Source organism: Massilia sp. Dwa41.01b, from assembly GCF_014171775.1.
In the GTDB taxonomy this organism is placed as follows: domain Bacteria; phylum Pseudomonadota; class Gammaproteobacteria; order Burkholderiales; family Burkholderiaceae_D; genus Telluria.
In genome coordinates, this window is the sequence record NZ_CP050454.1 from 1682887 (window position 1) to 1707916 (window position 25030).

Annotated in this window: 19 protein-coding genes and 4 pseudogenes; 20 read left to right on the forward strand and 3 right to left on the reverse strand. The window is 64.5% G+C overall.

The annotated features are described in order from the left end of the window. The first annotated feature begins 1159 nt into the window (after positions 1–1159). The 7 genes and pseudogenes from G4G28_RS07685 to G4G28_RS07715 all read left to right on the forward strand — a co-directional run bounded on the left by G4G28_RS07685 (position 1160) and on the right by G4G28_RS07715 (position 7517). Positions 1160–1765, forward strand: a complete 606-nt coding sequence (locus tag G4G28_RS07685) for a MotA/TolQ/ExbB proton channel family protein (protein ID WP_182991498.1) — start codon at positions 1160–1162, stop codon at positions 1763–1765. Beyond that, positions 1765–2205, forward strand: a complete 441-nt coding sequence (locus G4G28_RS07690) for a biopolymer transporter ExbD (protein WP_182991756.1) — start codon at positions 1765–1767, stop codon at positions 2203–2205. Before G4G28_RS07685 ends, G4G28_RS07690 begins: the two co-directional genes overlap by 1 nt. A 68-nt stretch (positions 2206–2273) precedes the next feature. Then, positions 2274–3309: pseudogene (lpxK, locus tag G4G28_RS07695) on the forward strand (tetraacyldisaccharide 4'-kinase). Beyond that, positions 3290–3460, forward strand: a complete 171-nt coding sequence (locus tag G4G28_RS07700) for a Trm112 family protein (protein ID WP_182991499.1) — start codon at positions 3290–3292, stop codon at positions 3458–3460. Before lpxK ends, G4G28_RS07700 begins: the two are co-directional and overlap by 20 nt. A gap of 11 nt (positions 3461–3471) precedes the next feature. Continuing rightward, on the forward strand, positions 3472–4224 hold the full coding sequence (gene kdsB / locus G4G28_RS07705; RefSeq protein WP_183108445.1) for a 3-deoxy-manno-octulosonate cytidylyltransferase: 753 nt from the start codon (positions 3472–3474) through the stop codon (positions 4222–4224). A 217-nt stretch (positions 4225–4441) separates the two neighbouring features. After that, entirely contained in the window at positions 4442–5098 is a 657-nt protein-coding gene (gene adk, locus G4G28_RS07710) for an adenylate kinase (RefSeq protein ID WP_182991500.1), read from the forward strand. Between the two features lie 190 nt (positions 5099–5288). Further along, a complete protein-coding gene (locus tag G4G28_RS07715) occupies positions 5289–7517 on the forward strand; it encodes a sodium-translocating pyrophosphatase (protein ID WP_182991501.1) in 2229 nt (742 codons plus the stop codon). A 95-nt stretch (positions 7518–7612) separates the two neighbouring features. Here the strand turns inward: G4G28_RS07715 and G4G28_RS24705 are convergent, their stop codons facing one another. Both G4G28_RS24705 and G4G28_RS28895 read right to left on the reverse strand, forming a co-directional pair. Beyond that, positions 7613–7885: a DsbA family protein gene (locus G4G28_RS24705; protein ID WP_229507934.1), complete on the reverse strand. Its 273-nt coding sequence runs from the start codon at positions 7883–7885 to the stop codon at positions 7613–7615. A 112-nt stretch (positions 7886–7997) separates the two neighbouring features. Beyond that, positions 7998–8144 (reverse strand): annotated as a pseudogene (locus G4G28_RS28895) (thioredoxin domain-containing protein); the annotation flags it as partial. Between the two features lie 382 nt (positions 8145–8526). On the opposite strand from G4G28_RS28895, the gene G4G28_RS07725 reads away from it, so the two are divergent. From G4G28_RS07725 to G4G28_RS07750, 9 genes and pseudogenes are all read left to right on the forward strand, one after another. Further along, positions 8527–9024, forward strand: coding sequence for a hypothetical protein (locus G4G28_RS07725; RefSeq protein ID WP_183108213.1), 498 nt, complete (start codon positions 8527–8529; stop codon positions 9022–9024). After that, complete coding sequence (locus G4G28_RS07730) at positions 8988–9221, forward strand: hypothetical protein (RefSeq protein WP_183108214.1); 234 nt, start codon at positions 8988–8990, stop codon at positions 9219–9221. The genes G4G28_RS07725 and G4G28_RS07730 overlap by 37 nt, the downstream gene beginning before the upstream one ends. Before the next feature lie 276 nt (positions 9222–9497). Beyond that, positions 9498–10257, forward strand: a pseudogene (locus tag G4G28_RS07735) (3-hydroxyacyl-CoA dehydrogenase). A gap of 117 nt (positions 10258–10374) precedes the next feature. Next, positions 10375–12195 (forward strand): gamma-glutamyltransferase, encoded by a 1821-nt coding sequence (gene ggt, locus G4G28_RS07740; RefSeq protein ID WP_182991504.1) that lies wholly within the window; start codon positions 10375–10377, stop codon positions 12193–12195. A 276-nt stretch (positions 12196–12471) separates the two neighbouring features. Beyond that, positions 12472–13602, forward strand: a pseudogene (locus G4G28_RS25435) (two-component regulator propeller domain-containing protein); the annotation flags it as partial. 83 nt (positions 13603–13685) lie between these two features. Continuing rightward, complete coding sequence (locus tag G4G28_RS25440) at positions 13686–15395, forward strand: two-component regulator propeller domain-containing protein (protein WP_229507935.1); 1710 nt, start codon at positions 13686–13688, stop codon at positions 15393–15395. 109 nt (positions 15396–15504) lie between these two features. After that, positions 15505–16197 (forward strand): ATP-binding protein, encoded by a 693-nt coding sequence (locus G4G28_RS25445; RefSeq protein ID WP_229507936.1) that lies wholly within the window; start codon positions 15505–15507, stop codon positions 16195–16197. Then, positions 16197–16547, forward strand: coding sequence for an Hpt domain-containing protein (locus G4G28_RS25450; protein WP_229507937.1), 351 nt, complete (start codon positions 16197–16199; stop codon positions 16545–16547). Before G4G28_RS25445 ends, G4G28_RS25450 begins: the two co-directional genes overlap by 1 nt. A 109-nt stretch (positions 16548–16656) precedes the next feature. After that, entirely contained in the window at positions 16657–17376 is a 720-nt protein-coding gene (locus G4G28_RS07750; protein WP_229507938.1) for a response regulator, read from the forward strand. A 15-nt stretch (positions 17377–17391) separates the two neighbouring features. Here the strand turns inward: G4G28_RS07750 and G4G28_RS07755 are convergent, their stop codons facing one another. Beyond that, complete coding sequence (locus G4G28_RS07755; protein ID WP_182991506.1) at positions 17392–18024, reverse strand: DedA family protein; 633 nt, start codon at positions 18022–18024, stop codon at positions 17392–17394. A gap of 430 nt (positions 18025–18454) precedes the next feature. On the opposite strand from G4G28_RS07755, the gene G4G28_RS07760 reads away from it, so the two are divergent. The 4 genes from G4G28_RS07760 to G4G28_RS07775 all read left to right on the forward strand — a co-directional run bounded on the left by G4G28_RS07760 (position 18455) and on the right by G4G28_RS07775 (position 24825). Further along, positions 18455–23248, forward strand: coding sequence for an RHS repeat-associated core domain-containing protein (locus G4G28_RS07760; RefSeq protein ID WP_182991507.1), 4794 nt, complete (start codon positions 18455–18457; stop codon positions 23246–23248). A gap of 164 nt (positions 23249–23412) precedes the next feature. Continuing rightward, positions 23413–23817 (forward strand): ribonuclease toxin immunity protein CdiI, encoded by a 405-nt coding sequence (gene cdiI, locus G4G28_RS07765; RefSeq protein WP_182991508.1) that lies wholly within the window; start codon positions 23413–23415, stop codon positions 23815–23817. Positions 23818–23903: 86 nt separating this feature from the next. Further along, positions 23904–24242 (forward strand): hypothetical protein, encoded by a 339-nt coding sequence (locus G4G28_RS07770; RefSeq protein WP_182991509.1) that lies wholly within the window; start codon positions 23904–23906, stop codon positions 24240–24242. A 64-nt stretch (positions 24243–24306) separates the two neighbouring features. Continuing rightward, positions 24307–24825: an SMI1/KNR4 family protein gene (locus G4G28_RS07775; RefSeq protein WP_182991510.1), complete on the forward strand. Its 519-nt coding sequence runs from the start codon at positions 24307–24309 to the stop codon at positions 24823–24825. Positions 24826–25030: the final 205 nt, after the last annotated feature.

Here is a 25030-nt window from a genome sequence, read left to right on the forward strand (position 1 = left end):
AAAATGTGGGGAACTCAGCAGTAAGCGGCCGAGGCTGCCACAAAAGCGGGCACGTGGTGGAAGACTGTTTTGAATCAAGGGCTTAAGACATGTCGAACGGCCTTGCGCACATTGTTTTCCACAGTTTGTGTGTAAAGGCTGCGCCGGCTTGCCGAGCCGACCCCATAACGGTACGGGACATCCCGCTTTTCTCTTCCGTATGCGTAGTTCTTAACTGTGCGAAAAATTTATGCAGCGTCAAATTTCTCTTTGAAATCAAAGCGCTTGGCGGAGCGCAACACGCTTCCTCACAATTTTATCCACAGAAAATGTGAAGAAGCGCATCCTAGGGACGATGCGACTTTCAGGCCCGGGGCTTTTCCGGACGGGACCGCTTCAACGCTAAGACTGTTCAGCACATGCTGCCCGCAAACCCGCAGGCCGCGGTAATTGCTTAAAAAGCCAGCGACGCTAAAACGCTGTTCAAATTCATGGACTTAGTGTTTGCCAGGGCTGATTGCACACATTCTTTTCCACAGAAAGCGTGGATAGACCTTGATGCTCAACAAGATAGCGGCCCAACAGGAGAACGGCGGGGCCTGTAGCCATGAACTCCGCCGGAAGTCGATTGAACAACTACTTCCACCCAGCGCTCCCGCTCCCTTTGCAACAGACTGCTACGTTTCGAGGCAGAAATACTTTCCTGTTTAAAATCAAGGGGATGAAGCGAACTGGTCCCGCTTGCTCACACTTTTGTCCACAAAAAGTGTGGGCATCTACTTCAATGTTCGCTGCCGGCCGGGTGGTTCGATCCATGCTGCATTTATAGGCGCGGCTTTATTGTTGAGCTAAATCAAAGACTTAGTCTGCTCGACTGATCCTTGCGCACAATTTTATCCACAGAAAATGTTTGCAAGTTCCGCTCGGCCACTGTCACTGCACATTTCGTGCGCGTCAAAACGAAACAATGATTTCCTTCGCTGCCAAATTCTTGCGCATAGGAAAAATTTCCTTAAGAATCAAGGTGCTTGTGCCTGATCAAGGCCCTTGCGCACAATTTTATCCACAGAAATTGTGCAGAACTTTGGCCAGCAGCCTCGCGCACGGCGCGTGTCAGGCTTGCCGCAATGCTGTCAACTTGTTACATTGCCGAATTCGTTTCTATTTAGCAGGAGTTCACTTGTTCGCCATTCTCCAAGCCGCCGGTTGGCCCATCTGGCCTTTGTTGTTCGCTTCCATCCTGGCCCTGGCCCTGATCATCGAACGCCTGGTTTACCTGCGCCGCGAAAAAATCCTGCCGAAGCAGCTGCTGGGCGAAGTGATCCAGGTCTACCGCAACAACAAGGTCACCCCCGACATCATCAATACGCTGGAACAGAATTCGCCGCTCGGCACCGTGCTGGCGGCCGCGCTGCGCAACGTCGACGCGCCGCGCGAAGTCATGAAGGAATCGATCGAAGAGGCCGGCCGTGGCGTCGCCCATGTGCTCGAGCGCTTCCTGACCACGCTGGGCACGATCGCTTCGCTGGCGCCGCTGATGGGCCTGTTCGGTACGGTGGTCGGCATGATCGAGATTTTTGGCTCGCAAAACGCCAGCGGCGCCAACCCGGCCCAGCTGGCGCACGGCATCTCGGTGGCGCTGTACAACACCGGGTTCGGCCTCGCGATCGCCATGCCGGCGCTGGTGTTCTACCGCCACTTCCGCGCCCTGGTCGACAGCTTCATCATCGACATGGAACTGCAGGCCGTGAAATTTGTCGACGTCGTCCACGGGGCGCGCAAATGATGGATTTCCGCCGCGGCCGCAAGCGCGAGGATCCGGAGATCAACCTGATCCCGTTCATCGACGTGCTGCTGGTCGTGCTCATCTTCCTGATGGTGTCGACCACCTACAGCAAGTTCACCGAACTGCAGATCACGCTGCCGACGGCCGACGCCGAAAAAGCAGCCGAGAAGCCGTTCGAGATCAACGTCACCATCGATGCCAAGGGCAACTACACCGTCAACGGCACCCCGGTCTCGTTCAATGGCGTGGGCGGCCTGGCCGACGACCTGAAGGCCGCTGCGCGCAGCGGTCCGAACGGCCAGCCGGTGAAGGATCCGGTCGTCATCGTCAATGCCGACCAGTTCGCGATGCACCAGATGGTGATCAATGTGCTGGAAGCGGCGCGCATCGCCGGCTACGACAAGCTGACCTTCGCTGCCCAGACCGGCGGTAAAAAGTAACCCTCAGTTAAACAGGGCGGACAGCACCGGGCGCCTGGCCACCCGGTGCTGTTTTCTTTTGAACTCCCATGTCGAACCCTCGCTCCCTCGAAACGACCCTGACCCGCGCCTGGCTGCGCCGCGGTCCGCTCGCCTGCGCCCTGTGGCCGCTGTCGCTGCTGTTTCGCGCGCTGGCGGCGCTGCGTGGCGCGCTGTTTCGGGCTGGCGCACTGAAGGCTGAGCGCCTGCCGGTGCCGGTGATCGTCGTCGGCAACATCTTCATCGGCGGCACCGGCAAGACACCGCTGACGATCTGGCTGGCCGAGGCCCTGCGCGCGGCCGGTTTCCATCCGGGCGTGATTTCGCGCGGGCACGGAGGGGACGGCGACGCGGCGGTGCTGCCGGTCACGGTGGACTCGGACACGCGCGCGGTCGGCGACGAGCCCCCTGATCGCGCGCCGCGCACGCGTGCCCGTCTTCGTCGGGCGCAAGCGTGCCCAGGCGGGCAGGGCGCTGCTGGCGGCGCATCCGGACGTCGACGTGCTCATCACCGACGACGGCCTGCAGCACTATGCGCTGGCGCGCGACATCGAAGTCGTGCTCTTCGACGGCCGCGGGGTCGGCAACGGCTGGCTGCTGCCGGCCGGGCCGCTGCGCGAGCCGCCCTCGCGCCGGCGCGATTTCACGGTGGTGAACGCGCCTGAATTGACGCCGCAACTGGCGCGCGCAGTGGGTGGCCGGCCCTTCCGCATGGAGCTGGCCGGCGACCATGCGGAGCGCCTGGGTGGCGCCGGCGAACGCCTGCCGCTGGGGTCCTTTGCCGGCAAGCGGGTGCTGGCGGCGGCCGGCATCGGCAATCCGGGCCGCTTTTTCGCACTGCTGCGGGGCGCCGGACTGCAATTGGCCGAACTGCCCCTGCCCGACCATTACGATTTCCGCGACAATCCTTTTGCTGCGGTGGAGGCCGATGTCATCCTGATCACGGAGAAGGATGCAGTAAAATGTGGGCAACTTGAAAACCTGAAGCACGACCCGCGCCTGTGGGTCGTCCCGGTGACGGCGCGCATCGATGCCGCGCTGGCCGAACAAATTGTGGAGAAATGTCGTGGACGCTCGCCTGCTTGATATCCTGGTCTGCCCGCTGTGCAAGGGACCGCTCGAATACGATAAGAAGGCGCAGGAACTGACTTGCCGCCCCGACCGCCTGGCTTACCCGATCCGTGACGGCATTCCGATCATGTGGGCCGACCAGGCCCGCCGCATCGAACCGGTGTGAGCACCGGCCGTATGGGCTTTACCGTCATCATCCCGGCGCGCCTGGCCTCGACGCGCCTGCCGAACAAGCCGCTCGCCGACCTCGGCGGCAAACCGATGGTCGTGCGCGTGGCCGAGCGCGCGCGCGAGTCCGGTGCGGCGCGCATCATCGTCGCCACCGACCATCCCGACATCCTGGCCGCCTGCGCCGCGCATGGCGTCGAGGCGCGCATGACGCGCGCCGACCACCCGTCCGGCACCGACCGCATCGCCGAAGTGGCGCGCGAACTCGGCCTGGCGGACGACGAGGTCGTCGTCAACCTGCAGGGCGACGAGCCGCTGATCGATCCGACCCTGCTGACCGCCTGCGCCGCCCGCATCGAGGCCGGCGTGCCGATGGCCACCTGCGCCCATCCGCTGCACGAGGTGGCGGACGTGTTCAATCCGAACGTGGTGAAGGTCGTGCTCGACCGCCGGGGCAGGGCGCTGTATTTTTCGCGCGCCACGATTCCCCGGCACCGCGACGCCTTCGCTGACAGCCGCGACGCGCTGCCGCCGGGCTACGCCCCGCTGCGCCACATCGGCCTCTACGCCTACAGCAACGCCTTCCTGCAAGCCTACCCGAGCCTGGAAGTGGCGCCGCTCGAGCAGGCGGAAGCCCTGGAACAGCTGCGCGTGCTCTGGCACGGCTACCCGATCGCGGTCCACGTCACCGACAGTGCGCCGCCGGCCGGCGTCGACACTCCGGAAGACTTGGCGCGGGTACGTGCGGTGTTTGCGGCCTGAATGCGTCCTGAATACGTTTTGACCGAGGTGAAAAGGGATTGCGCGCGCGCCTGTGCCCGATCAAGTGAGGCTGCCGACAAGCCCTTCCTTACCCCTGGCGATTGGCGCTGACGCTGACTTTTGTGGTAAGTTTCGTACCAAGGCTGCCAGATATGCATCAATCCCGCTTCGTTGCCAACACAATTACAATTTTCAACATCCGTCTTAGGAATTTTTCATGCGTCTCATTCTGTTAGGAGCGCCTGGCGCCGGCAAAGGCACCCAGGCTAACTTCATCAAGGAAAAATACAATATCCCGCAGATCTCCACCGGCGACATGCTGCGTGCGGCGATCAAGGCCGGCACCGAACTGGGCCTGGCGGCGAAAAAAGTAATGGACGCAGGGGGACTCGTTTCCGACGACATCATGATCGGGCTGGTGAAGAACCGCCTGCAGGAAGCCGATTGCGCCAACGGCTACCTGTTCGACGGCTTCCCGCGCACCATCGCGCAGGCCGACGCCATGAAGGACAACGGCATCAACGTCGACTACGTGCTGGAATTCGACGTGCCCGACGAGATGATCGTCGAGCGCATGAGCGGCCGCCGCTCGCACCCGGGCTCGGGCCGCGTGTACCACACGAAGTTCAATCCGCCGAAGGTTGCCGACATCGACGACATCACCGGCGAGCCGCTGGTCCAGCGCGACGACGACAAGGAAGAAACCGTCAAGAAGCGCCTCGAGGTCTACCATAACCAAACCGAAGTGCTGCTTGGCTACTACAACAAATGGGCCCAGTCGGGCCTGCCGGGCGCCCCGAAATACCGCAAGATTTCGGGCGTGGGCCCAGTCGAACAAGTACGCGACGCGGCGTTTGCCGCACTCGCCGAGTAAGACCGAAAGCGGACGCGAGTCCGCTTTTTTTTCGTGCCCCGGCTGTACCAGAGCGCCTTTGCGCTCATGGAGCACCAATGGTTTGCATCAAAGTCAGCAGTACGCAGTGAGGCAGACTCCTTCGCCGTAGCGGGTGAAGCGTCTTTCAATGTGTGGTTGTGAATACTTGATCAAAATCTAAGGGGACGATATGGCAGCAAACTTTCTCGCGTTTGCGGTGGCGTGCGGCGCCATTGCGGTCATCTACGGGCTATGGGCCAGGGCCTGGATCCTGCGCCAGGACGCCGGCAACGAACGCATGCAGGCCATAGCGCAGGCGATCCAGGAGGGCGCCGGGGCCTACCTGGCGCGCCAGTACCGCACCATCGGCATGGTCGGTCTCGTGCTGCTGGTAGCCATCTGGTTCCTGCTGGGACGCTGGACCGCGCTCGGCTTCTTCGGCGGCGCCGTCCTGTCGGCCGCCTGCGGCTTCATCGGCATGAACGTCTCGGTGCGCGCCAATGTCCGTACCGCCCAGGCGGCAGCGAGCGGCATGAGCGCGGCCCTGAACGTCGCATTCAAGGGCGGCGCAATCACCGGCATGCTGGTGGTCGGCCTGGGCCTCCTGGGCGTCACGCTGTTCTACTGGCTGCTCACCAGCATGGCAGACGGTAGCGGCCAGTCCCGCCACGACGTCATCGAGCCCCTGATCGGGCTGGCCTTCGGCGCTTCCCTCATCTCGATCTTCGCGCGCCTGGGCGGAGGCATCTTCACCAAGGGAGCCGACGTCGGCGCCGACCTCGTCGGCAAGGTCGAGGCCGGTATTCCGGAAGACGACCCGCGCAACCCCGCCGTCATTGCCGACAACGTCGGCGACAACGTGGGCGACTGTGCCGGCATGGCCGCCGACCTGTTCGAAACCTATGTCGTCACCCTGATCGCCACCATGCTGCTGGGGGCGCTGATGGTGACCGATAACATCGGCGAAGCGATGCTCTACCCGCTGCTCCTCGGCGCGGTATCGATCCTCGGCTCCATCGTCGGCTGCGCCATGGTGCGGGCCCGTCCCGGGCGCAAGATCATGGCCGCGCTCTACACCGGCCTGTGGTGGGCGGCCGGGCTGTCCCTGCTGGGCTTTGCCGTCGTCACCTGGATGGTATGGGAAGACCCAGCCATGCGCGGCAGCATGCTCGGTTGCGCCATCGTCGGCATCGTGCTCACTGGCCTGATGGTCTACATCACCGAGTACTACACGGGCACCCAGTTCAAGCCGGTCCAGCATATCGCCGAAGCCTCGACCACCGGCCACGGCACCAACATCATCGCCGGCCTGGGGGTCTCGATGAAGTCGACCGCCTATCCGGTACTGGTGGTGTGCGCCGCCATCCTGATCGCCTACCAGCTCGGCCAGCTGTATGGCATCGCGATCGCCGCCACGTCCATGCTGTCGATGGCCGGCATCATCGTCGCGCTCGACGCCTATGGTCCGATCACCGACAACGCCGGCGGCATCGCCGAAATGAGCGGCATGCCCGATTCCGTGCGCGCCGTTACCGATCCGCTCGACGCCGTCGGCAATACCACCAAGGCCGTCACCAAGGGTTATGCGATCGGTTCTGCCGGCCTGGCCGCGCTGGTGCTGTTCGCCGACTACACCCACGCGCTTGACTCGGCCGGCAAGTCCATCGTGTTCGAGCTGTCGAATCCCCTCGTGATCGTCGGCCTCTTCATCGGCGGCCTGATTCCCTACCTGTTCGGGGCAATGGCGATGGAGGCGGTCGGGCGTGCGGCCGGCGCCGTCGTGGTCGAGGTACGGCGCCAGTTCCGCGATATCGTCGGCATCATGGACGGCAGCGGCAAGCCCGAGTACCACAAGGCGGTCGACATGCTGACCGCCTCGGCCATCCGCGAAATGATCATTCCCTCGCTGCTGCCGGTGATCGTGCCGGTCGCGGTGGGCATGCTGCTGGGGCCTGCGGCCCTGGGCGGACTGCTGGTGGGCACCATCATCACCGGGCTGTTCGTTGCCATCTCGATGACCACGGGCGGCGGCGCCTGGGACAATGCCAAGAAATACATCGAGGACGGCCACCACGGCGGCAAGGGCTCGGATTCGCACAAGGCGGCCGTCACCGGCGACACCGTGGGCGACCCCTACAAGGACACGGCGGGGCCGGCGGTCAATCCGCTCATCAAGATCATCAACATCGTCGCGCTGCTGATGGTGCCGCTCTTGCCGGCAGCCGGGTGGATCGCCGTTTCCGAGCCGCAGATCGCCCAGCTGAAGCGTCCGCCGCGGGCAAGCGTGCCGGCGACGGCCACCGCGCCAGGCGTGGCGCCGGCATTGGCACCGGCGGCCGCAAGCGCGGTCGGAGCCGACAGGCCACCGGCAACGGCGGCGACGAAAACGGCAGTGCAGGTGGAAGCGACGCGGCCCTGACCCGGACCGCGCCCGACGCTACAGTCTTGCGGCTGTGCGGCCTGGTGGGCAGCACAGCCGGTGTGCGGGACGCAGCGGTGTGGCGGAGAAGCGCGCTAGCCCTTGCCGCCCAAGGCCTGTTCGATGGCGGCCGCCAGCGAAGCATGGTCCGAGTCGCCGTGATAGCGCTCGCCGTTGATGAAGAAGCTCGGGGTGCCCTTGGCACCGTGCGCGTGGGCCTCCTGCACATCGCGCTCGACGCGTGCGCGATGGCGTCCGCCTTCGAACTCGCTCGTGAAGCGCGCCACGTCGAGCTGCAGGTTGGCGGCAAGCGCCGGCAGCGTGTCCTCGTCCAGCATGCCCCGGTTCTCGAACAGGGCGTCGTGCATGTCCCAGAACTTGCCCCGGGCAGCGGCGGCTTCGGCGGCTTCGGCGGCGGGCTGCGCGAAGGGGATGCAGGTCGGTGAGCGGCAGGTGGCGGAATACGAGGGTCACCTGGTCGCCGTGCTGGCGCTGCAGCTGGGTCAGCGCCGCGTGGGCGCGGGCGCAATAGGGGCACTGGAAGTCGCCATACTCGATCAGGGTCACGGCCGCGTTCCTGCCGCCGCGGACGTGGTCGTCCTCTGCAATCGTCAAACTGTTGCTCATGCTCTCTCCAATGGTTGGGCCGGCAGGCCGGCGATTGCAGCCATGATGGCATGAGGCAGGGCCTGTACGCCGCAGGTTTCCGTGCGTCAGTACTCTTCAGAACATGCACCCCCGGCTCGCCGCTTAGCGCAGCGAAACACGGGAGGCCAAATGGGTAATGGCGATGAGCTCCTGCCCACACCTCTTCGCCGATAGGCCACGCAGTTGCGCCAGACCATGCGCGATGACGCCACGGTTGACGTCGTTCCATGCTCGTGGTGGCGCTGCGTTCCCGGGCTGGGCATAGGGCGGATGAGCGAATGACGGCGGGCGCAAGTGCGCGCCATGGGGCGGCGCGCAGGCGGATAATCCTGCCATCGGCCAGATTCGTCAGGAGGACGGCATGGAACATGCACACGACCCCCGGCAGGGGAAGGGCGCACGGCACGAACGGCACATGAAGGCGGCCAGGATCGTGCTGGCCTTGCTGGTCGCCCTGGTGGCCAGCAGCGTTGCCGGCCAAAGCACGCAACCGCGCGCTACGGGCGCGGCGGCTCCCGCCCAGGCCAGCCCGCCGCCTGCTACCGGCCCCAGCTACGGACCGGTACTGCATCCGCAGCCGCTCAAATCGGAACCGGGCGCCCAGCCCGAGCAGACGCCCCAGGCCCGGGAAGAAAAGGCCGGCGCCGTGGCGCAGCCACGCCGGGGAGAGGTGGATCCCTCGGCACGGCCGGCACCGCAGCCGAAGGACCCGGCCGGCTCTGGAGCGGAGAAAGCCGGAAACGGGAAAAGCAGGGATGCGCGCAGGGAAACAGGAAAGGCTGCACGCAAAGATGCGCGCAACAGCGGGCCGCGGCGCGCCGTGTGGCAGCGCATCGATCCCTTGCCGGCCGTGACCTGACGGCACCGCCGCCGTCGCCACCGCTGCCGCCGCAGCCGGTCTCGACCGTACCGGGGCCGGCGCAGATCAATACCTGTCTGGGCAGCACCTGCATCGACACGCAGGGCGCCACCTACAACACGGGCGTCGGCAACGCGGCGGTCAACAGCAGCGGCAGGCTGTGCAACCGCAGCGGCAACACGATGCAGTGCTTCTGAAAAGCCGCACGCGCCTCGAATGAGCCCGGTAGCTTGCGCCCGGTAGGGCAGTCCCCGGGCGGGCAGCCCCAGGCGGGCAGCCCCCAGCAAGCAGCCCCCGGCGGGCGGCTCCAGCGGGCAGCCCCAGCGGGCCGCTGCGACGGCGATACCCTCCGCTGCCGATCCCATTCTTTTCAACTCCACGTGGTTTTTTCTCCCAAAGTTCGCTACAATCCTGCGAGTTGACGTTAACGTAAAACGTCAAAGACCGCGAACTGGACAAGAAAAGGGAAAACCATGCAAATTCAGAATAATGTGTTCATCGTCACCGGCGGCGCGTCGGGCCTGGGAGCGGCCACCGCACGCATGATCACCGACGCGGGCGGCAAGGTCGTCATCGCCGACGTGCAGGCAGAGGCGGGCGCTGCGCTGGCAGCCGAGCTGAACGGTCAGTTCGTCAAGTGCGACGTCACCTCCGAGGAGGACGGCAAGGCGGTCGTGGCCGCTGCCGTCGCCATGGGCACGCTGCGTGGCCTGGTCAACTGCGCCGGCGTCGCGCCGGCCGTGAAAACCGTGGGCAAGGATGGCCCGCACCCGCTCGACGTGTTCCAGCGCGCGGTGAACATCAACCTGGTCGGCACCTTCAACATGGTCGCGCCTGGCCGCCGAAGCGATGGGCAACACGGAAGCGGGCGAATACGGCGAGCGCGGCGTCATCATCAACACCGCCTCGGTCGCGGCCTTCGATGGCCAGATCGGCCAGGCGGCCTACGGTTCGTCGAAGGCGGCCGTCGCCGGCATGACGCTGCCGATGGCACGCGACCTGGCACGCAGCGGCATCCGCGTGATGACGATCGCCCCCGGCATTTTCGAGACCCCGATGCTGATGGGCATGCCACAGGAAGTGCGCGACTCGCTCGGCAAGATGGTGCCGTTCCCGCCGCGCCTCGGCATGCCGAAGGAATATGCCCACCTGGCCAAGGCCATCATCGAGAACGTCATGCTCAATGGCGAAACGATCCGCTTGGACGGGGCGATTCGTATGCAGCCAAAATAAGGGCTGGTCTTGTCAGGCAGCTGCGTGGAATGAGCCATCTGACAATTTAAGGTAGGATGCCAAACGGTATCGGGCGCGCAGCGCAGCTTGCGCGCCCGCTTTGCTTTTGGAGAATCCATGATCACGTTGAAGAAGTTCGCCGGTGCGGCCGCGTTGCTGACGCTGGGCGCGTTTGCCGCGGTGAATGCGCCGGCCCAGGAAGTCGCCCAGAAGGCAGTTCCAGGCACTGCCCAGGAAGCCGCCCAGCGCGCCCCCGAGATTTCTACCGGCTATGCCGACAAGGCCGGCTGGGCGGCGCGCAAGTACATGGTGGTGGCGGCCCATCCGCTGGCGGTCGAGGCCGGCTACCAGATCCTGAGGAAGGGCGGCAGCGCCATCGATGCCGCGATCGCCACGCAGATGGTGCTGACCCTGGTCGAGCCGCAGAGTTCGGGCATCGGCGGCGGTGCCTTCCTGATGCATTATGACGGCAAGAAGGTGCAGGCCTTCGACGGCCGCGAAACGGCGCCAAAGGCGGCCGACGAACACCTGTTCCAGAAGCCCGACGGCACGCCGCTGTCGCGTACCGCCGGCATCGTCGGCGGGCGCTCGGTCGGCGCGCCGGGTGTGCTGCGCATGCTCGAGCTGGCCCACAAGCAGCATGGCAAGCTTCCCTGGAAGACGCTGTTCGAACCGGCGATCCGCTTGTCCGAACGCGGCTTCCCCGTCAGCGAGCGCCTCAACGGCCTGCTGACCTGGGACGCGCATATCCGCAAGGACCCGGCTGCAGGCAGCTATTTCTACGATGCCGCAGGCAAGCCCTGGCCAGTCGGGCACGTATTGAAGAACCCGGCGCTGGCGAAAACCCTGCGCGAAATCGCGCGCGGCGGCGCCGATGCCTTCTACAAGGGACACATCGCACGCGACATCGCGGCGAAGGTCAGGAGCCATCCGACCAACCCGGGCCTGCTGACGGCGCGCGATATCGCCGACTACCGTCCCAAGCTGCGCGATCCGGTCTGCAGCGACTACCGCGTCTACACCGTCTGCGGCATGCCGCCGCCATCCTCGGGCGGCATCGCCGTTGCCCAGATGCTCGGCATGTTCGAGACGCGCGACATGGCCAGCCTGGCGCCAAAGGACGGCGTACCGGGCGTCGACGCCCTGCACCTGTTCTCGGAAGTGGGGCGCCTGGCCTATGCCGACCGCAACCGCTACGCGGCCGATACCGACTTCGTGCCGCTGCCCGGACGCGGGTTGCCGGCCCTGATCGACAAACAATATCTGGCGCGCCGCGCTGCGCTGATCACGGAGCGCTCGATGGGCGAAGCACCCGCCGGCAACCCGCTCGGGCTGGACGTGGCCTGGGGTCGCGACAACGCCATCGAAACGCCGTCGACCTCGCACCTGGTTGTCGTCGACGGTCACGGCGCCGGGCTGTCGATGACGACCACGGTCGAAGACGCCTTCGGTTCGCGCCAGATGGTCGGCGGCTTCATCCTGAACAACCAGCTGACCGATTTTTCCTTCGACTCGGTTGACGCAAGCGGCCCGATCGCCAACCGCGTCGAGCCGGGCAAGCGCCCGCGCAGCGCGATGTCGCCGACGGTCGTGTTCGACAAGAAGAGCGGCAAGCTCGTCATGGCAATCGGCTCGCCTGGAGGGCCGGCGATCATCAATTACGTTGCCAAGGTACTCGTCGGCACCCTCGACTGGGGCCTGAACGTGCAGCAGGCGATTTCGCTGCCGAACTTCGGCAGCCGCAACGGTCCGACCGAGCTCGAAGCGGGGCGCTTCCCACAGGCAACCGTGGACGCACTCAAGGCACGCGGCCATGCGGTGCGCCAGCTGGAACTCAATTCCGGCCTGCACGGCGTCATGCGCCTGCAGATCCATGGCGAGCCCTGGTGGTTCGGTGGTGCGGATCCGCGACGCGAAGGTGTCGCAAAAGGTGACTGACGGGCAATAATTTCCCTCAAGCTGCACTTTGTTTGATAACCTTACGAGGTGGACAAAGAACAAGACAGCGCGACGCCATCGACCGCAGCCGGGACGCCGGTCCCGCTGCGCCATGCCTACCCATTTTGGTCATCGGCGGCATGAGAGCCTTCCTGCTCGCTGCGCTGCTGGCGCTGGCCGCCTGTCTCGGCACGGCGGCGCATGCCGCACCGGCGCCGACGCTGCGCTTCGAACACCTCAGCGTCGAAGACGGCATGGCCCGAAACCGTGCTGACCATGGCCCGGGATGCCGACGGCTTCATGTGGTTCGGCACCCAGAACGGCCTGTCGCGCTTCGACGGCTACCGCTTCGTCAATTTCCGCAACCTCGTCGGCGACGCGACCACCCCGGGCAGCAACTGGATCCGCGTGCTCCACGTCGATCCCAAGGGCCGCCTGTGGATCGGCAGCGATGGCGGCCTGGCGCGCTATGACGCCACCACCCAGCGCTTCCAGCAATTCCTGCCGAACGAGCCGGCGCGGCGTGGCAACGGCAACCGCCGTGTGCGCGCCATCCTCGACGACGGCAAGGGCGGCCTGTGGCTGGGCACGGGCGACGGCCTGCAGCATTTCGACATCGACAGCAACCGCTTCACGACCTGGCACCAGGTTCCCGGCGACCCGCACAGCCTGGGCAACGACGAAATCACCGCGCTCGCGCTGGACAAGCGCGGCCGCCTCTGGATCGGCACCGCAACCGGGGTCGACAGTTTCGATCCGGTGCGGCGGCGCTTCGACCACCATTGGCCCAACGACGGCAAGGCGGTGGAGGTGCACACCCTACTGGCGGACGCTGCCGATACGCTGTGGATCGGCCACGTCGGCGGCCTGGAGCGCATGCAGCTGGCAGGCGGGAAGGCCGGTGCCGTGCGTAGCCTGGGACAGGCCGAGAACATGCCGCGCACCTACGTGTCCGCCATCTACGACGACGGCAAGGGGCAACTCTGGGTGGGCACCCGCGACGACGGACTCTTCCGGTGGAACGCCAAGCGCAACAACTTCGAAGTGCACCGCCAGGCGCTCAACGACTCCCACAGCCTGACCGACAACCACATCTCGTCGCTGTTTCGCGATCGCGTCGGTACTTTTTGGGTCGGCACCTGGTATTCCGGCGTCTCGCGCGTCGACCTCGGCAGCGGCGGCTTCGCGCGCTTGCTGCTCGAGCGCGACGGCAGCGGCGAGGCCGCCGACAACCGCGTGCGTGCGATCGACAACGACGGGACAGGGCGCCTGTGGCTGGCCGTGGCGACCAGCCTCCAGCTCTACGACCCGACCCTGACCGGCAAGGATGCCTACCGCTTGTGGCGTCACGATCCGAACAATCCGAACAGCCTGATCGACTCCCGGGTCAACGCCGTGCTGCGCGACCGCGACGGCCTGATCTGGGTCGGCGGACGCACCGGCATCACCAGCTTCGACGTCAAGCGCGGGCGCTTCACGCGCCAGTGCTCGTGCCGGGCGACACCCACGCCAATACGGTGCGCGCGCTGTCGCTCGGGCGCGACGGCAGCGTCTGGATCGCCACTCGCGGCGGCCTGCACCGGCTCGACCCGCGTACGCGCCGCCTGGAGACCTTTCGCCACGACCCGATGCGCCAGGGCAGCCTGTCCGACAACAACGTGCGCCCCATGCTGGACGACAGCCGCGGACGGCTGTGGGTCGGCAGCTTCAACGGCCTCGACTTGCTCGACCGCAGCAGCGGGCGCTTCCGCCATTTCCGCCACGACCCTTTCGACCCAAATAGCCTCAGCCATGACGAGGTGCACACGCTGTACGAGGACAAGGCCGGCAACATCTGGGTCGGCACGGCCGTCGGCCTGAACAAGATGGTCACCGCCGCCGACGGTTCGGTGAGCTTCGTGCGCTACACCTCGCGCGACGGCCTCGTCGACGACGCGGTGGCATCGATCCTGGAAGACGCCCATGGCGTGATCTGGGTCAGCACCAATGACGGCCTGTCGCGCTTCGACCCTGCCACCAACGCCTGGCGCAACTATACGGAGGTCGACGGCACCATCGACGGTGCCTATTACGACAGTTCGGCCGTGCGTGCGCCGGACGGCACCCTGTACTTCGGCGGCTTCAATGGGATGACCGCCTTCGACCCCGACGCCCTGCGCCACAACCGCATCGCGCCGCGCGCCGTCATCACCGGTATCGAGATTTTCAACCGGCCCGTGCAGACCGCCTACCCGCATCTGCTGAACGGTCCCGTCGAGAACACGCGTGCGATCACGCTGCCGTCCGCGTATTCGGTTTTTTCGCTCGAGTTCTCGGCGCTGCACTACGCCGCGCCGCAGCACAACCGCTTCTCGTACAAGCTCGAGGGCTTCGACGAGCAATGGGTCAGCGCCGACGCGGCCAAGCGCTTCGCCACCTATACCAATCTCGATCCCGGCAAGTACCTGTTCCGGGTGCGCGCCGCCAACAAGGACGGGGTCTGGAGCGAGACGCCGGCCACGCTCGCCATCACGATCGAGCCCCCGGTGTGGGGCACCTGGTGGTTCCGTGGCGTCCTGCTGGCGACGCTGGTCGGGCTCGGCACCGGCGGCTATACCTGGAGGGTGCGGCGCCTGAGCCAGCAGAAGGCCCATCTCGAGCGCCTGGTCAGCACCCGCACCGAGGAAATCGCCCAGCAGAACAGCCTGCTGGAACGCCAGACCGAGGAGCTGCGCGAACGCGAGCGCGAGGTGCGCCGCAGCACGGAGGAGCTGGCCGAGGCCAACCGCGCCCTGTACGAGAACGAGGAACGCCTGCGCCTGGCCAAGGACCGCGCCGAGGACGCCGCGCGCCAGAAGTCCGAATTCCTGGCCAACATGAGCCACGAGATGCGCACGCCGCTTGCCGGCGTCATCGGCATGCTCGGCTTCGCGCTGCGCGACGGCCTGCTGCGCGAGAATACGCGCGAACAGATCCTGCGCGGCCAGGCCAATGCCCAGTCGCTGCTGGCGATCATCAACGACCTGCTCGACTTCTCGAAGATCGAGGCCGGCAAGCTGACGATCGAGAACATCGACTTCGCCCTGGACGGCGCGATCAACAACGTGGCCGGCCTGTTCGAGGAGCAGGCGGCCGCCCACAGCGTCGGTTTCGCGATCGCGCTCGACGAGCGGCTGCCGCGCTTCGTCGTGGGCGACCCGACGCGCCTGCGCCGGTGCTGATCAACCTGGTCGGCAATGCCTTCAAGTTCACCCCGAGCGGGCAGGTGACGCTGCGCGTCGAGCGCCGCCCGGAAGACCGGTGGCGCGCGGGCCGGGCGCGACGCATCACATGATCCGCTTCTCGGTGCAGGACACCGGCATCGGCATCGCCGCCGATGCCCTGCCGCGCCTGTTCCAGAAATTCGAGCAGGCCGACGCCACCACCACGCGCCGCTACGGCGGAACCGGGCTGGGCCTGGCGATCTGCCGCCAGCTCGTCGAGCTGATGGGCGGGGCGATCGGCGTGACCAGCAGGCAGGGCGAAGGCAGTACCTTCAGCTTCGTGCTGCCGCTGCGCGACGGCGTCGAACCGCCGAGCATCGAACACGCGCCGCGCAGGCCGCACGCGCACCGCCTGCGCGTGCTGTGCGCCGAGGACTTCGCCACCAACCAGATCATTGCCCGCATGATGGTCAGGGAAATGGGGCACCAGATCGAGATCGTCGAGAACGGTGCCATGGCGGTGGCCGCCTGCGCGCGCGCCCGTTACGACATCATCCTGATGGATGGCCGCATGCCCGAGATCGACGGCGCCACCGCCACGCGCCTGATCCGCGCCGGCGGCGCACTCGATGCGCCCGTGCTCGACCAGCACGTGATGATCGTCGCCCTCACCGCCAACGCCAGCGACGAGGACCGCGACCGCTACCTCGCCTGCGGCATGGACGGCTTCCGGCGAAACCGATCGACGAGGCCGCGCTGCATTACCAGCTCAGCCGCGCCATCGAGCGCCAGCTGCAGCGCGGCATCGCCTTGCCCTTGATGACGTCGGCGCCGCCGACGACGGCCGAGCTCGACGCCATGTTCGGCGTGGCGGGCGAGCCCGCGTCCGGCCCTGCGCCGGGACGGATGGCCCATCTGCAGGCGCGCATGCGCACGGCCTTCGCCGCCGACCTGCCGCGCCGCCGTGCCGAACTGCACGCCGCGTTCGCGTCCGGCGACACCGAGACCTGCGCCCGCGTCCTGCACGGCCTGCGCGGCAGCGCCCTCTACCTCGGCGCCAGCGAGCTCGTCGCCATGTGTGCGCAACTGGAAAGACGCTGGACGGGGCCGAGGCGGCAATCGCAATGGCACAGTTGCGCGCCCAGTTGCCGCAGCTGGAAGCCATGCTGACCCCGTTCGAACAGGAAGCGGCCTGACGGCGGCGCGTCGCCGCGGGCGCGGCCCTGCTTCCTGACCTGACGTTCCTGTCAGGCGCGGCGAACCGCAAAAGCCTCGTATAATGTTCTTTTATGGCAACAGGTGCCTGGGAGCGGCGATGAAGGTGCTGGTGGTGGACGACGATGTGGTGTCGCGCATGATGCTGATGCATCTGGTCGACGGCTGCGGCAGGTACGAAATCCTGGAAGCGGAAGACGGACTCGACGCCTGGCGCCAGTTCGAGGCCGGGCTGCGTCCAGCCATCACCTTTTGCGACCTGCGCATGCCCCATTTGTCGGGCACCGAGCTGCTGGTGCGCGTCAAGGCCAACCCGGCGCTGGCCGCCATGCCCTTCGTCCTGGTGTCGGCGGCAAACGACAGCGCGACGATGGACGAAACCGTTCAGCTGGGCGCCGACGGTTATGTCGTCAAGCCCTTCCGCGTCGAGCAACTGCGCCCGCACCTGATCGCCCTCGAGGCCGACGAAACGCCCGCCGCCTGTGCCGCGCGCCTCGGCGTCGACCTGGCGCGCCTCGCGCTTTACTTCAGCGGCCTGGACCGGCAACTGGCGGAGGCCGGCCCCGTTCTGGACGACTTCCTGGCCGCGGGCGATGCCGCCGGCGCGGGCGAACGCCTGGCGCGCCTGCGCGAAGGCTGCGCCACCACGGGCCTCTACGCGGCGGCGGCCGGGTTCGCGCGTGCGGAAGCGGCGCCGCGCCCGGCCCCTGTCACGGCGGCATTGACGGACGCACGCGCCGCACTCGCGCGCCGGCTTGCACTCTTCGAAGGCGCAAGCAGCTAGGCGCTGAAACCTGGCTCAGTTGGTTTCGTGTTCTTCCTGCCGCGCCGCAGCCGGTGCCGGACGGTAGGTGACTACGCGGTACAGGTACCAGGCGAGTATGGCGCCAAGCACGGTCTTCGAGACCGGATCGACATAGCGCGATACTTCGGAATACTTGTCCTCGAGCAGAAAGCCGGCGGCCGTCAGCAAACCGGTCCAGGCCAGCGAGCCGATGCTCGAGTACAGCAGGAACTGCGCCAGCGACATGTTTCCCAGACCGGCCGGCACCGAGATCAGCGTGCGCACGGCCGGCACCAGGCGCCCGAACAGCACGGCCTTGCGTCCGTGCTTGTGGAAGGCCTGCAAAGCCTTGTCGATGTCGCTTGACGTGACCGTCAGCCAGCGCGCGCGGCGGTCGGCCAGCTTCTTGAGCCGCTCGCAGCCATAGATTTTCGCCGCGTAATACCAGGGCAGGGCCCCCAGCACCGAGCCGCTCGTTCCCGCCAACAGCACACCCACCAGGTTCAGGTCGCCACGCGCGACGACGAAGCCGGCAAACGGCATGATCATCTCGGACGGGATGGGCGGAAAAATATTTTCAAGCGCCATCAAGGCGAACACGCCGAGGTAGCCGCTCTTTTCCAGGAACTGGGTGATCATTTCGAACATGGCGGCCTCTGGACGGACACAGGAGTACCGATCATATACGGGCTCGGCGTGCGGCGGCGTACGGGCGGCGCTGCAGGTCATCCAGATCTCGGCCTGGGAATCTTGCGAGGGACAAGCAGCCCCAAGAAAGGCCTCTGGAACACGGCGCGACATGCCTGGTCATGCTTCCAGCATGAACTTGGCACCTTAGCGATCAGCGGTAAGCTCCGGCACGCGATTTTCTTAACTTCCAGTTAACATTTCTGGCAAGTTGTGATATTTTGCACAACTTTATTCGACTTGGCGGAAGTCGGGCTGCTTGACGCAGGAGGGATTCGTCTTCAGCACCGGTTTTTTAGCGCAAATAACGACCATCAAGGTTTCCCAATAAAACGGCTTCCTGGCAACGACGCGCCTCCAGGCCGGCCAGTACGATTTTTAGATTATCGACATGAAGATTCAGGCTTACTTCGCGCATGTTGCAGTGGCAATTTTTCTGACACTCGGTGTCGCACATGCGGGAATCCCGGGGTTTGGCGATCCGACACCGTGTGGGCCCGGAATGAGTTGCGTGCCCGGGACGCCGACTGTCCCGCCTTCGTGCGGACCCGGAAAGGGCGGAGCGGTTTGTGGCGCCGGCGGACCGGCCAGCCTGGCTGCGGCTTCGCCTGTCACTGTCGGGGCCGGTAATCCAATCAACGTCATCACGGGCAACAAGTACCAGCGTGAAGTGGACATGGCGCCACTGCCCGGGGTATTGGGCTTGGAGATCGTGCGGCACTACAACAGCGCCTTCAGTCAGCCGAACCACTCGACCAACCTGGTGGGACGTGGTTGGAAGTTGTCTTACGAAACCGAACTGCACGCGAGCCCGACTTCCTTGCAGATCGTCCAGGCCGACGGTACCCGCGTCATCTTCAGTCGCGACCGTCGCCGGCCGAGCTTGTGCGAGAGCGGCAATCCAGCCGACGGCGTGGTCGACGTCGTGCGCACCGCACGCGGCGACGAATACCGCTGGCGCTGGGCGGATGGGCGTGAACTGAGCTTCGACAGTGCAGGCAAGCTGGTGCAAATCCTGGCCCCCAGCGGCGAATTCGTCACCCTGCAGCACGACGGCCGTGGCCGCTTGCTGAAGGTAACCGATCCCCAGGGACGCAGCCTGCGCCTGCAGTATCCCGGCAAGGATGGGAACACACGCGGCTTTCGCGGCGTGCAGGCCATCGATAGTCCGGTCGGCCGCTTCACCTACGGCTACGGCAGCACCGCGGCGCCGGGTGCTGGCCAGTCGCCTGCCTTGCTGGCGAACCTGGTGCGCGTGGGCTACCCCGACAGCCCCGGCGCCGCCGCGACCGGACGCCGCTATCATTATGAGGACCCGGCCAATCCGACACTGCTGACCGGTATCAGCATCGAGACGGCGAGCGGAGCAGCCAAGCCTGCCGTGACCCGCTATGCGACTTATGCCTACGCGGCCGATGGGCGCGCCGTGTACTCAGGTCACGACGGCAACGTCGGTGCGGTCAAGCTCGACTACAAACAACCCGGCCTCACCGCGGTCACCAATAGTCTGGGCGGCGTTACGCTGCTCCGTCACGCGATCGTCGGCGGCCAATACCGGCTGCTCGAAGTGCGCGGCGAAGGCTGTGCCGGCTGCGCCCCGGCCAATACACGCTACGGCTACGACGCCAGCGGCCGCCTGAGCGAGGTCACCCGCATCGATCCTGAGGGCAAGCCTGTCGAGGCAAACCGGACCACGTTCGACGCGCTGGGCCGTCCGCTACGGGTGCAGCGCATCGCCTATGTCAACGGGCTTGCCCAGGCGCCAGAGGCCTTGTTGCGCTACGAATATGGCGAGGGTAGCGGCATGCTGCCGACTCTGATTGCCAAACCGAGTGTGGTACCGGGCAAGGAGCATGTCACCCGCATTCGCTACAACGGCCACGGCCAGCGCGTGAGCGTCAGCGAAAGCGGGTGGATGCCGGCACCGTTGCCGGGACAAGCGCCTGCCGTGCTTGCCCGCACCACCACCTATGGCTACAGCAAGATCAATGGCCGCAGCCTGTTGACCCGGATCGACGGGCCGCTCGCGAACGGCAAGAGCGCTTCGCCTCTCGACTCGGACATCACGCTGATCGCCTACGACAAGCGTGGCAACCATATCGCCAAAGTCACCGCGCCGGGGAACCAGGTCACGCTGGTGGCGGCCGTGAGCGATGTCGGCCGCCCGACGGTGATCGTCACGCCGGACGGCGTCGAAAACCGCGTCGAATACGACCGCGACGGCCGCGCCACCAAACTGGTCAAGGCCGGGGTGGCGCAGTCCTATACCTATGCGGCCTTGGGCGCGCTCGCCAGCATGACGAGTGCGACCGGCGAACGCATCCATTTCGACTATGCCGCCAGTGGCCAGCTGCTCGCCATCGCCGACGCCCAGAACAACCGCATCCGCTTCCAATGGAGCACGGAAGACGAGCTGCTCTCGCGCACCCTGCTCAATCCCGACGGCAGCGTGGCACAGGAAAGCGACCTGGCGCGCTTCGTGCCCGCCGGCAGCAAGGAAGAAGGCCAGTTCCGCGCCCTTGCCGAGACCCAGGCCGGCACAGCCTCGTTGGGTCTGGCCGCGCAGGGACGCGATGCCGCCACGCTGACGGCCGGCCGCGAACCCTACCTGCCCGCAGCCCTGGACCTGGCCTTCGACCCGGCCCGCCGGCTGAGCGAAGTGCAGGACCGCCGCCGCAACCGCACCGCTTATGTGTACGACGATTTCGGGCGGCTCGTTGCCATCGGCAGTCCGGACAGCGGCACCACCCGCTACAGCTGGGATGCGGCCGATCGCCTGATTGAAAAAATCACTGGCGCCGGCAGCACCGACGAAAACAGGATCGGCTATCGCTACGACCAGGCCGGGCGCGTCGTCGAACAGCGCACGCGCGAGGGCAGGACTGTTATCGCCTACGGTGCGCAGGGACGTCCGGTCAGCATCAGCTACCCGGGCGGGCAGGAACTGTTCGGCTATGACGCCGCCACGCGCTTGACCCTGCATACACGCGTGATCGACGGCAGGCGGTTCGCGACGGCCTATCGCTACAACGATGTGGGCCAGCTGGTGGCAAAGACCTTGCCCGACGGGCAGGTCCTGACCTACACCTACAACGGCGCAGGCCATGCCAAACCGGGCTTGCTGGCCGCGATCGGCCGGCAGGATCTGTTCGGCAAGACCACCCTGCTCACCGGTCTGAACGAAGCCGGCGACGGCTACGCCGACCAGCGCTACCAGCTGGCCAATGGGGTCGGCTACGTGCGCCAGCTGGACCGCTTCGGCCAGATCCGTCATATCGGCAGTGCCGGCATCTGGGAAGAACACCAGGCGCGCACGGCCAGCGGCCTGCTCGAGCGCCGCGTTGTCGCCGCTATGGGCCAGCGGCAAACCACGGGCCTGAGCTACGACGTGCTGGGCCGCCTGCAGGGCATGGGCAAGGCCGGCGCGCAGCACGAACCGGGCACACGCGGTTATGCCTACGACCCGGCAGGCAACCTGCTCAGCCAGATCGTCGGCGCCAGCAGCACGACCTATCGCGTGGCACCCGACAGCAACCGCCTGGTCGCGGCCGTGCAGGGTGGCCAGGAGCGGCGTTACAGCTACAACGGCGCAGGCAGCGTCACCGCCATCGGCGACACCGCTTATACCTGGGACAGCCAGCAGCGCCTGGTCAAGGTCGCGCGCGCCGGAAAACCGGTGGCCGAGTATGCCTATAACGCCTTCGGCGAACGCATCAGGAAGATCAGCTATGCCGGCAACCAGCGCAAGGTGGTCTATTACTTCTACGACGGCGCCCAACTGGTTGCCGAAGCCGAGCCCGACAAGGGCGCCATCGACATCACCCGCCAGTACGTCTGGCTCGAAGAATATGGCCAGGCGCGTCCGATCGCCATGCTCCAGCATCGCGGGAGTTCTGCCGGTGCCGCGCTGCAAGCGATTCCGACCGAGCGCACCCAGAGCGCCGGGCGCGCGCAACAGACCGAGGTCTTTGCCATTGTTGCCGACCATACCGGCGCACCGCGCGCCTTGGTCGACGAACAGAAAAAGACCGTATGGCGCGCCGAGGCGACCGGGTTCGGCGAACTGATCGTCGCCGCCGACAGCAAGCTCGTCCTGAACCTGCGCGGCTCTGCGCAGTATCACGACACCGAAACCGGCTTGCACTACAACCGCCACCGCTACCTCGACGTGGACAGTGGACGCTACCTGTCGGCGGACCCGAGCGGACAGCAGGGCGGGCCCAACCTGTATGCCTTTGCGAACAATAACCCGGTCGACAATATCGATCCGCTGGGCCTGTCGAGCAAGCCCGCGGGCGCCGTGACGACCTGGAGCATGCAGGATAAGCTGAAGTATGTGATGGAGCGGGTGGCTGCCAAATTCCCTGGTGAACTGGGCGACGCGCTATTGGAAATGGTGAGCCCGGCCTCGCTCGCCACCACGGCCGGCGTGTTTGCTGTCTGGGCCGCGGCACAGGCAACGCCATATGGATGGGCTGCGGATATTGGCCTTGCAGGCCTCGGATACCTGTTCATGGGGTCCGCAGTGCTCGATGTGCTTCATGGGGTATGGGATTCGGCCTCGCTGATCATGAACGCCAAGTGCGAGGGCGATCTCGATAAGGCAGGCGATATACTGGCGCATGGGCTGGGAGTGGCCGTCGCGAGTAGTGGCGCTACCTTAGGCGCCGCAAAGGTGTCCAAGATCGTCAAGGCGGTGTTCGAGAAGAGCGCGCTGGCGAAGGCGGTGATTTTCAAGCCTAATATTGCGAAGCACTTGAAAACAGTTGATGGGTTCGATCAGAAAACTGGCGTCAAAGGTGCCCACAATCGCGACGCTTTCTTCAGTGCGGTGTTGGACAACAGTCTCAAGATCACAAAAGTGACCCCTGGTCAGCCACCCGGAATCACGACGTATGAGTATCTGATCCCTAAACGGCTCCCCAATGGGGCGATAGAAAAGGATGCGTTAGGCAATATTGTCTACAAGAGTCCAGGGAAAAATCCGCCTACGAAAACTGTCTACGATCCGAATGTATTCCCGGATCAGAAAATTTTCGATCTGGGAAGGAAAGCCGCTGCTGATGGGTATCATGCCGCGAGGGCCAACGGGCTCCAACAATACGATGCCAAGGCGGGAGGGATTACGTTCCGCGTCTATATCGATCCAAAAACCGGCGAGATAACGAATTTCCATCCGAAATAGTGTTCATCCGCGCTTACTCGATATAGGTCGTCTGCGCCCCCCCAGTGCTGTCCCATCGGTCCTGGCCGGGCAGCATGAGGAATCGAGGAGGGCGGCCTTGCGAAAGGCAGGTCCCGGTGCAGCGCGAGCTCATCAATGGAGACGGATTGGAAAAGGTATAGTCAATGCGTAAATTAAGTACCATCTTTAAGAAATTTATTGGGCAGAATGCTGTGACTCAGACAAAAAAAGTGTTTGAAAGTCTAAATTGTCACACGGACGACGAGTATCAGGCTAAGGAGTTCCTGAACTCAATGTACTCACAAGGTCGTTTTGTTCGTGCAATAGAGGGTATCGTAAATAGGGAAGACATCATTGTTAACGATGAATATTGCCTGTTTCCTGAGCCAGACCTGAATGAGCCAATAGCGCACTTTGAAGGCGTTAAATTCGTCGCTTTTGACAGCGAACTGGTGATTTCCGAAGCGGCTTGCTCTACGATTATTGATCAGGCATGCGCGAACTACCTTCGCTTGCATCCGGAAGATACGGGTGAGATCAATGCGATTCTACAAAAACGGCTGTTCTGACCTATTTCTACTTGCCTATAACTATCTTTCCGCAGAGTTCCAGTTGCTGAAGACAGGTTTCAATCGACGTTGAGACTGGGTTGAACATGCAATCCATCTTCCCACAAATATTCGGCTACGGCTGGCCCAGCGATGAGCAATTAGTCGAGTTTGCCCGCAGCGGGCATGGATACATGGGAAATGACGGCTACTACGGCGTGACCTACGCTTCAGATCTCGACGAGTACGAACGAGTTGTCGAAAGGCGATCCATCGGCGACAACCACGTCGAAATCACTTATTGGGACGGAGAGCCTCGATCCATACAGGTAGCCGAGGCCGTCTATCTTGAGGCGCTCGCGGCATATCTGGAGTCGCGAGGAAAGAAAGAGGCGGCTTCGGCATTAGAAGGCTTGGCCGCAGAGGTCCGCGCTAAAGGCACATAAGCTGCATCATCCTTGTTCTGAGCCGTTTTCCAGGACTGCCACAACAACGGACTGGACCGGCCTTGTGGAAGGCGGGCGCGATGGCCAGTTCTGGTGCAAAGGGGCACGCAATGCAGCGCAAACTCCACGTTTCCATCATCGAAAGCCTGGAATGACCAAGCCTTATCTCTATGATGCGTCTATTCTTCCGAAAGACTTTACGCTGCCAAAAAGCTATGTGGAATTGGCCTTATCGCAAAATCAGCCGGATCTGTCCCCCTGGGAATTGTTGTTTCTGGATGTGCCGCGCAGTTCGAGCTATTACGGCGCGATGCTGCAGCGATATCCAGACAAGCCCTTGGTGCCGTTTGCTATAGCGAACGATGAAAGCGGCCTATTTAATGATGGATATGTCGTACTTGCTTGCTTTGATGGCAATGATAAGAGCGGTAATCCGACTATCTATTATCACGATTACGGAAGCGATCAGCACGTGCACTGGTCCGACAGATATTGCATACCGAACTTCGATGAATGGCTACGGGTCGAGGGGGAAGAGTCCGCACGGTATAAAGCAAGCCGGGCAGAGGATGACAGCATCTGACAAGGCGGTACTAGATGCAGCCTTCCCCTCCTGCTAATCAACAAGTATTGTCATTAACGATGGATATTGACAGTGCCTTGGATAAGCCGGCGCTGCTAAGCCTTATCGATCAAGCACGACGTTTGCATCTCTACTTCATGTCTGTTTCGACCGGGCGCGCACCGTATCATCACATGCATTGCTGAGTTTACCTGCAATTAGTATT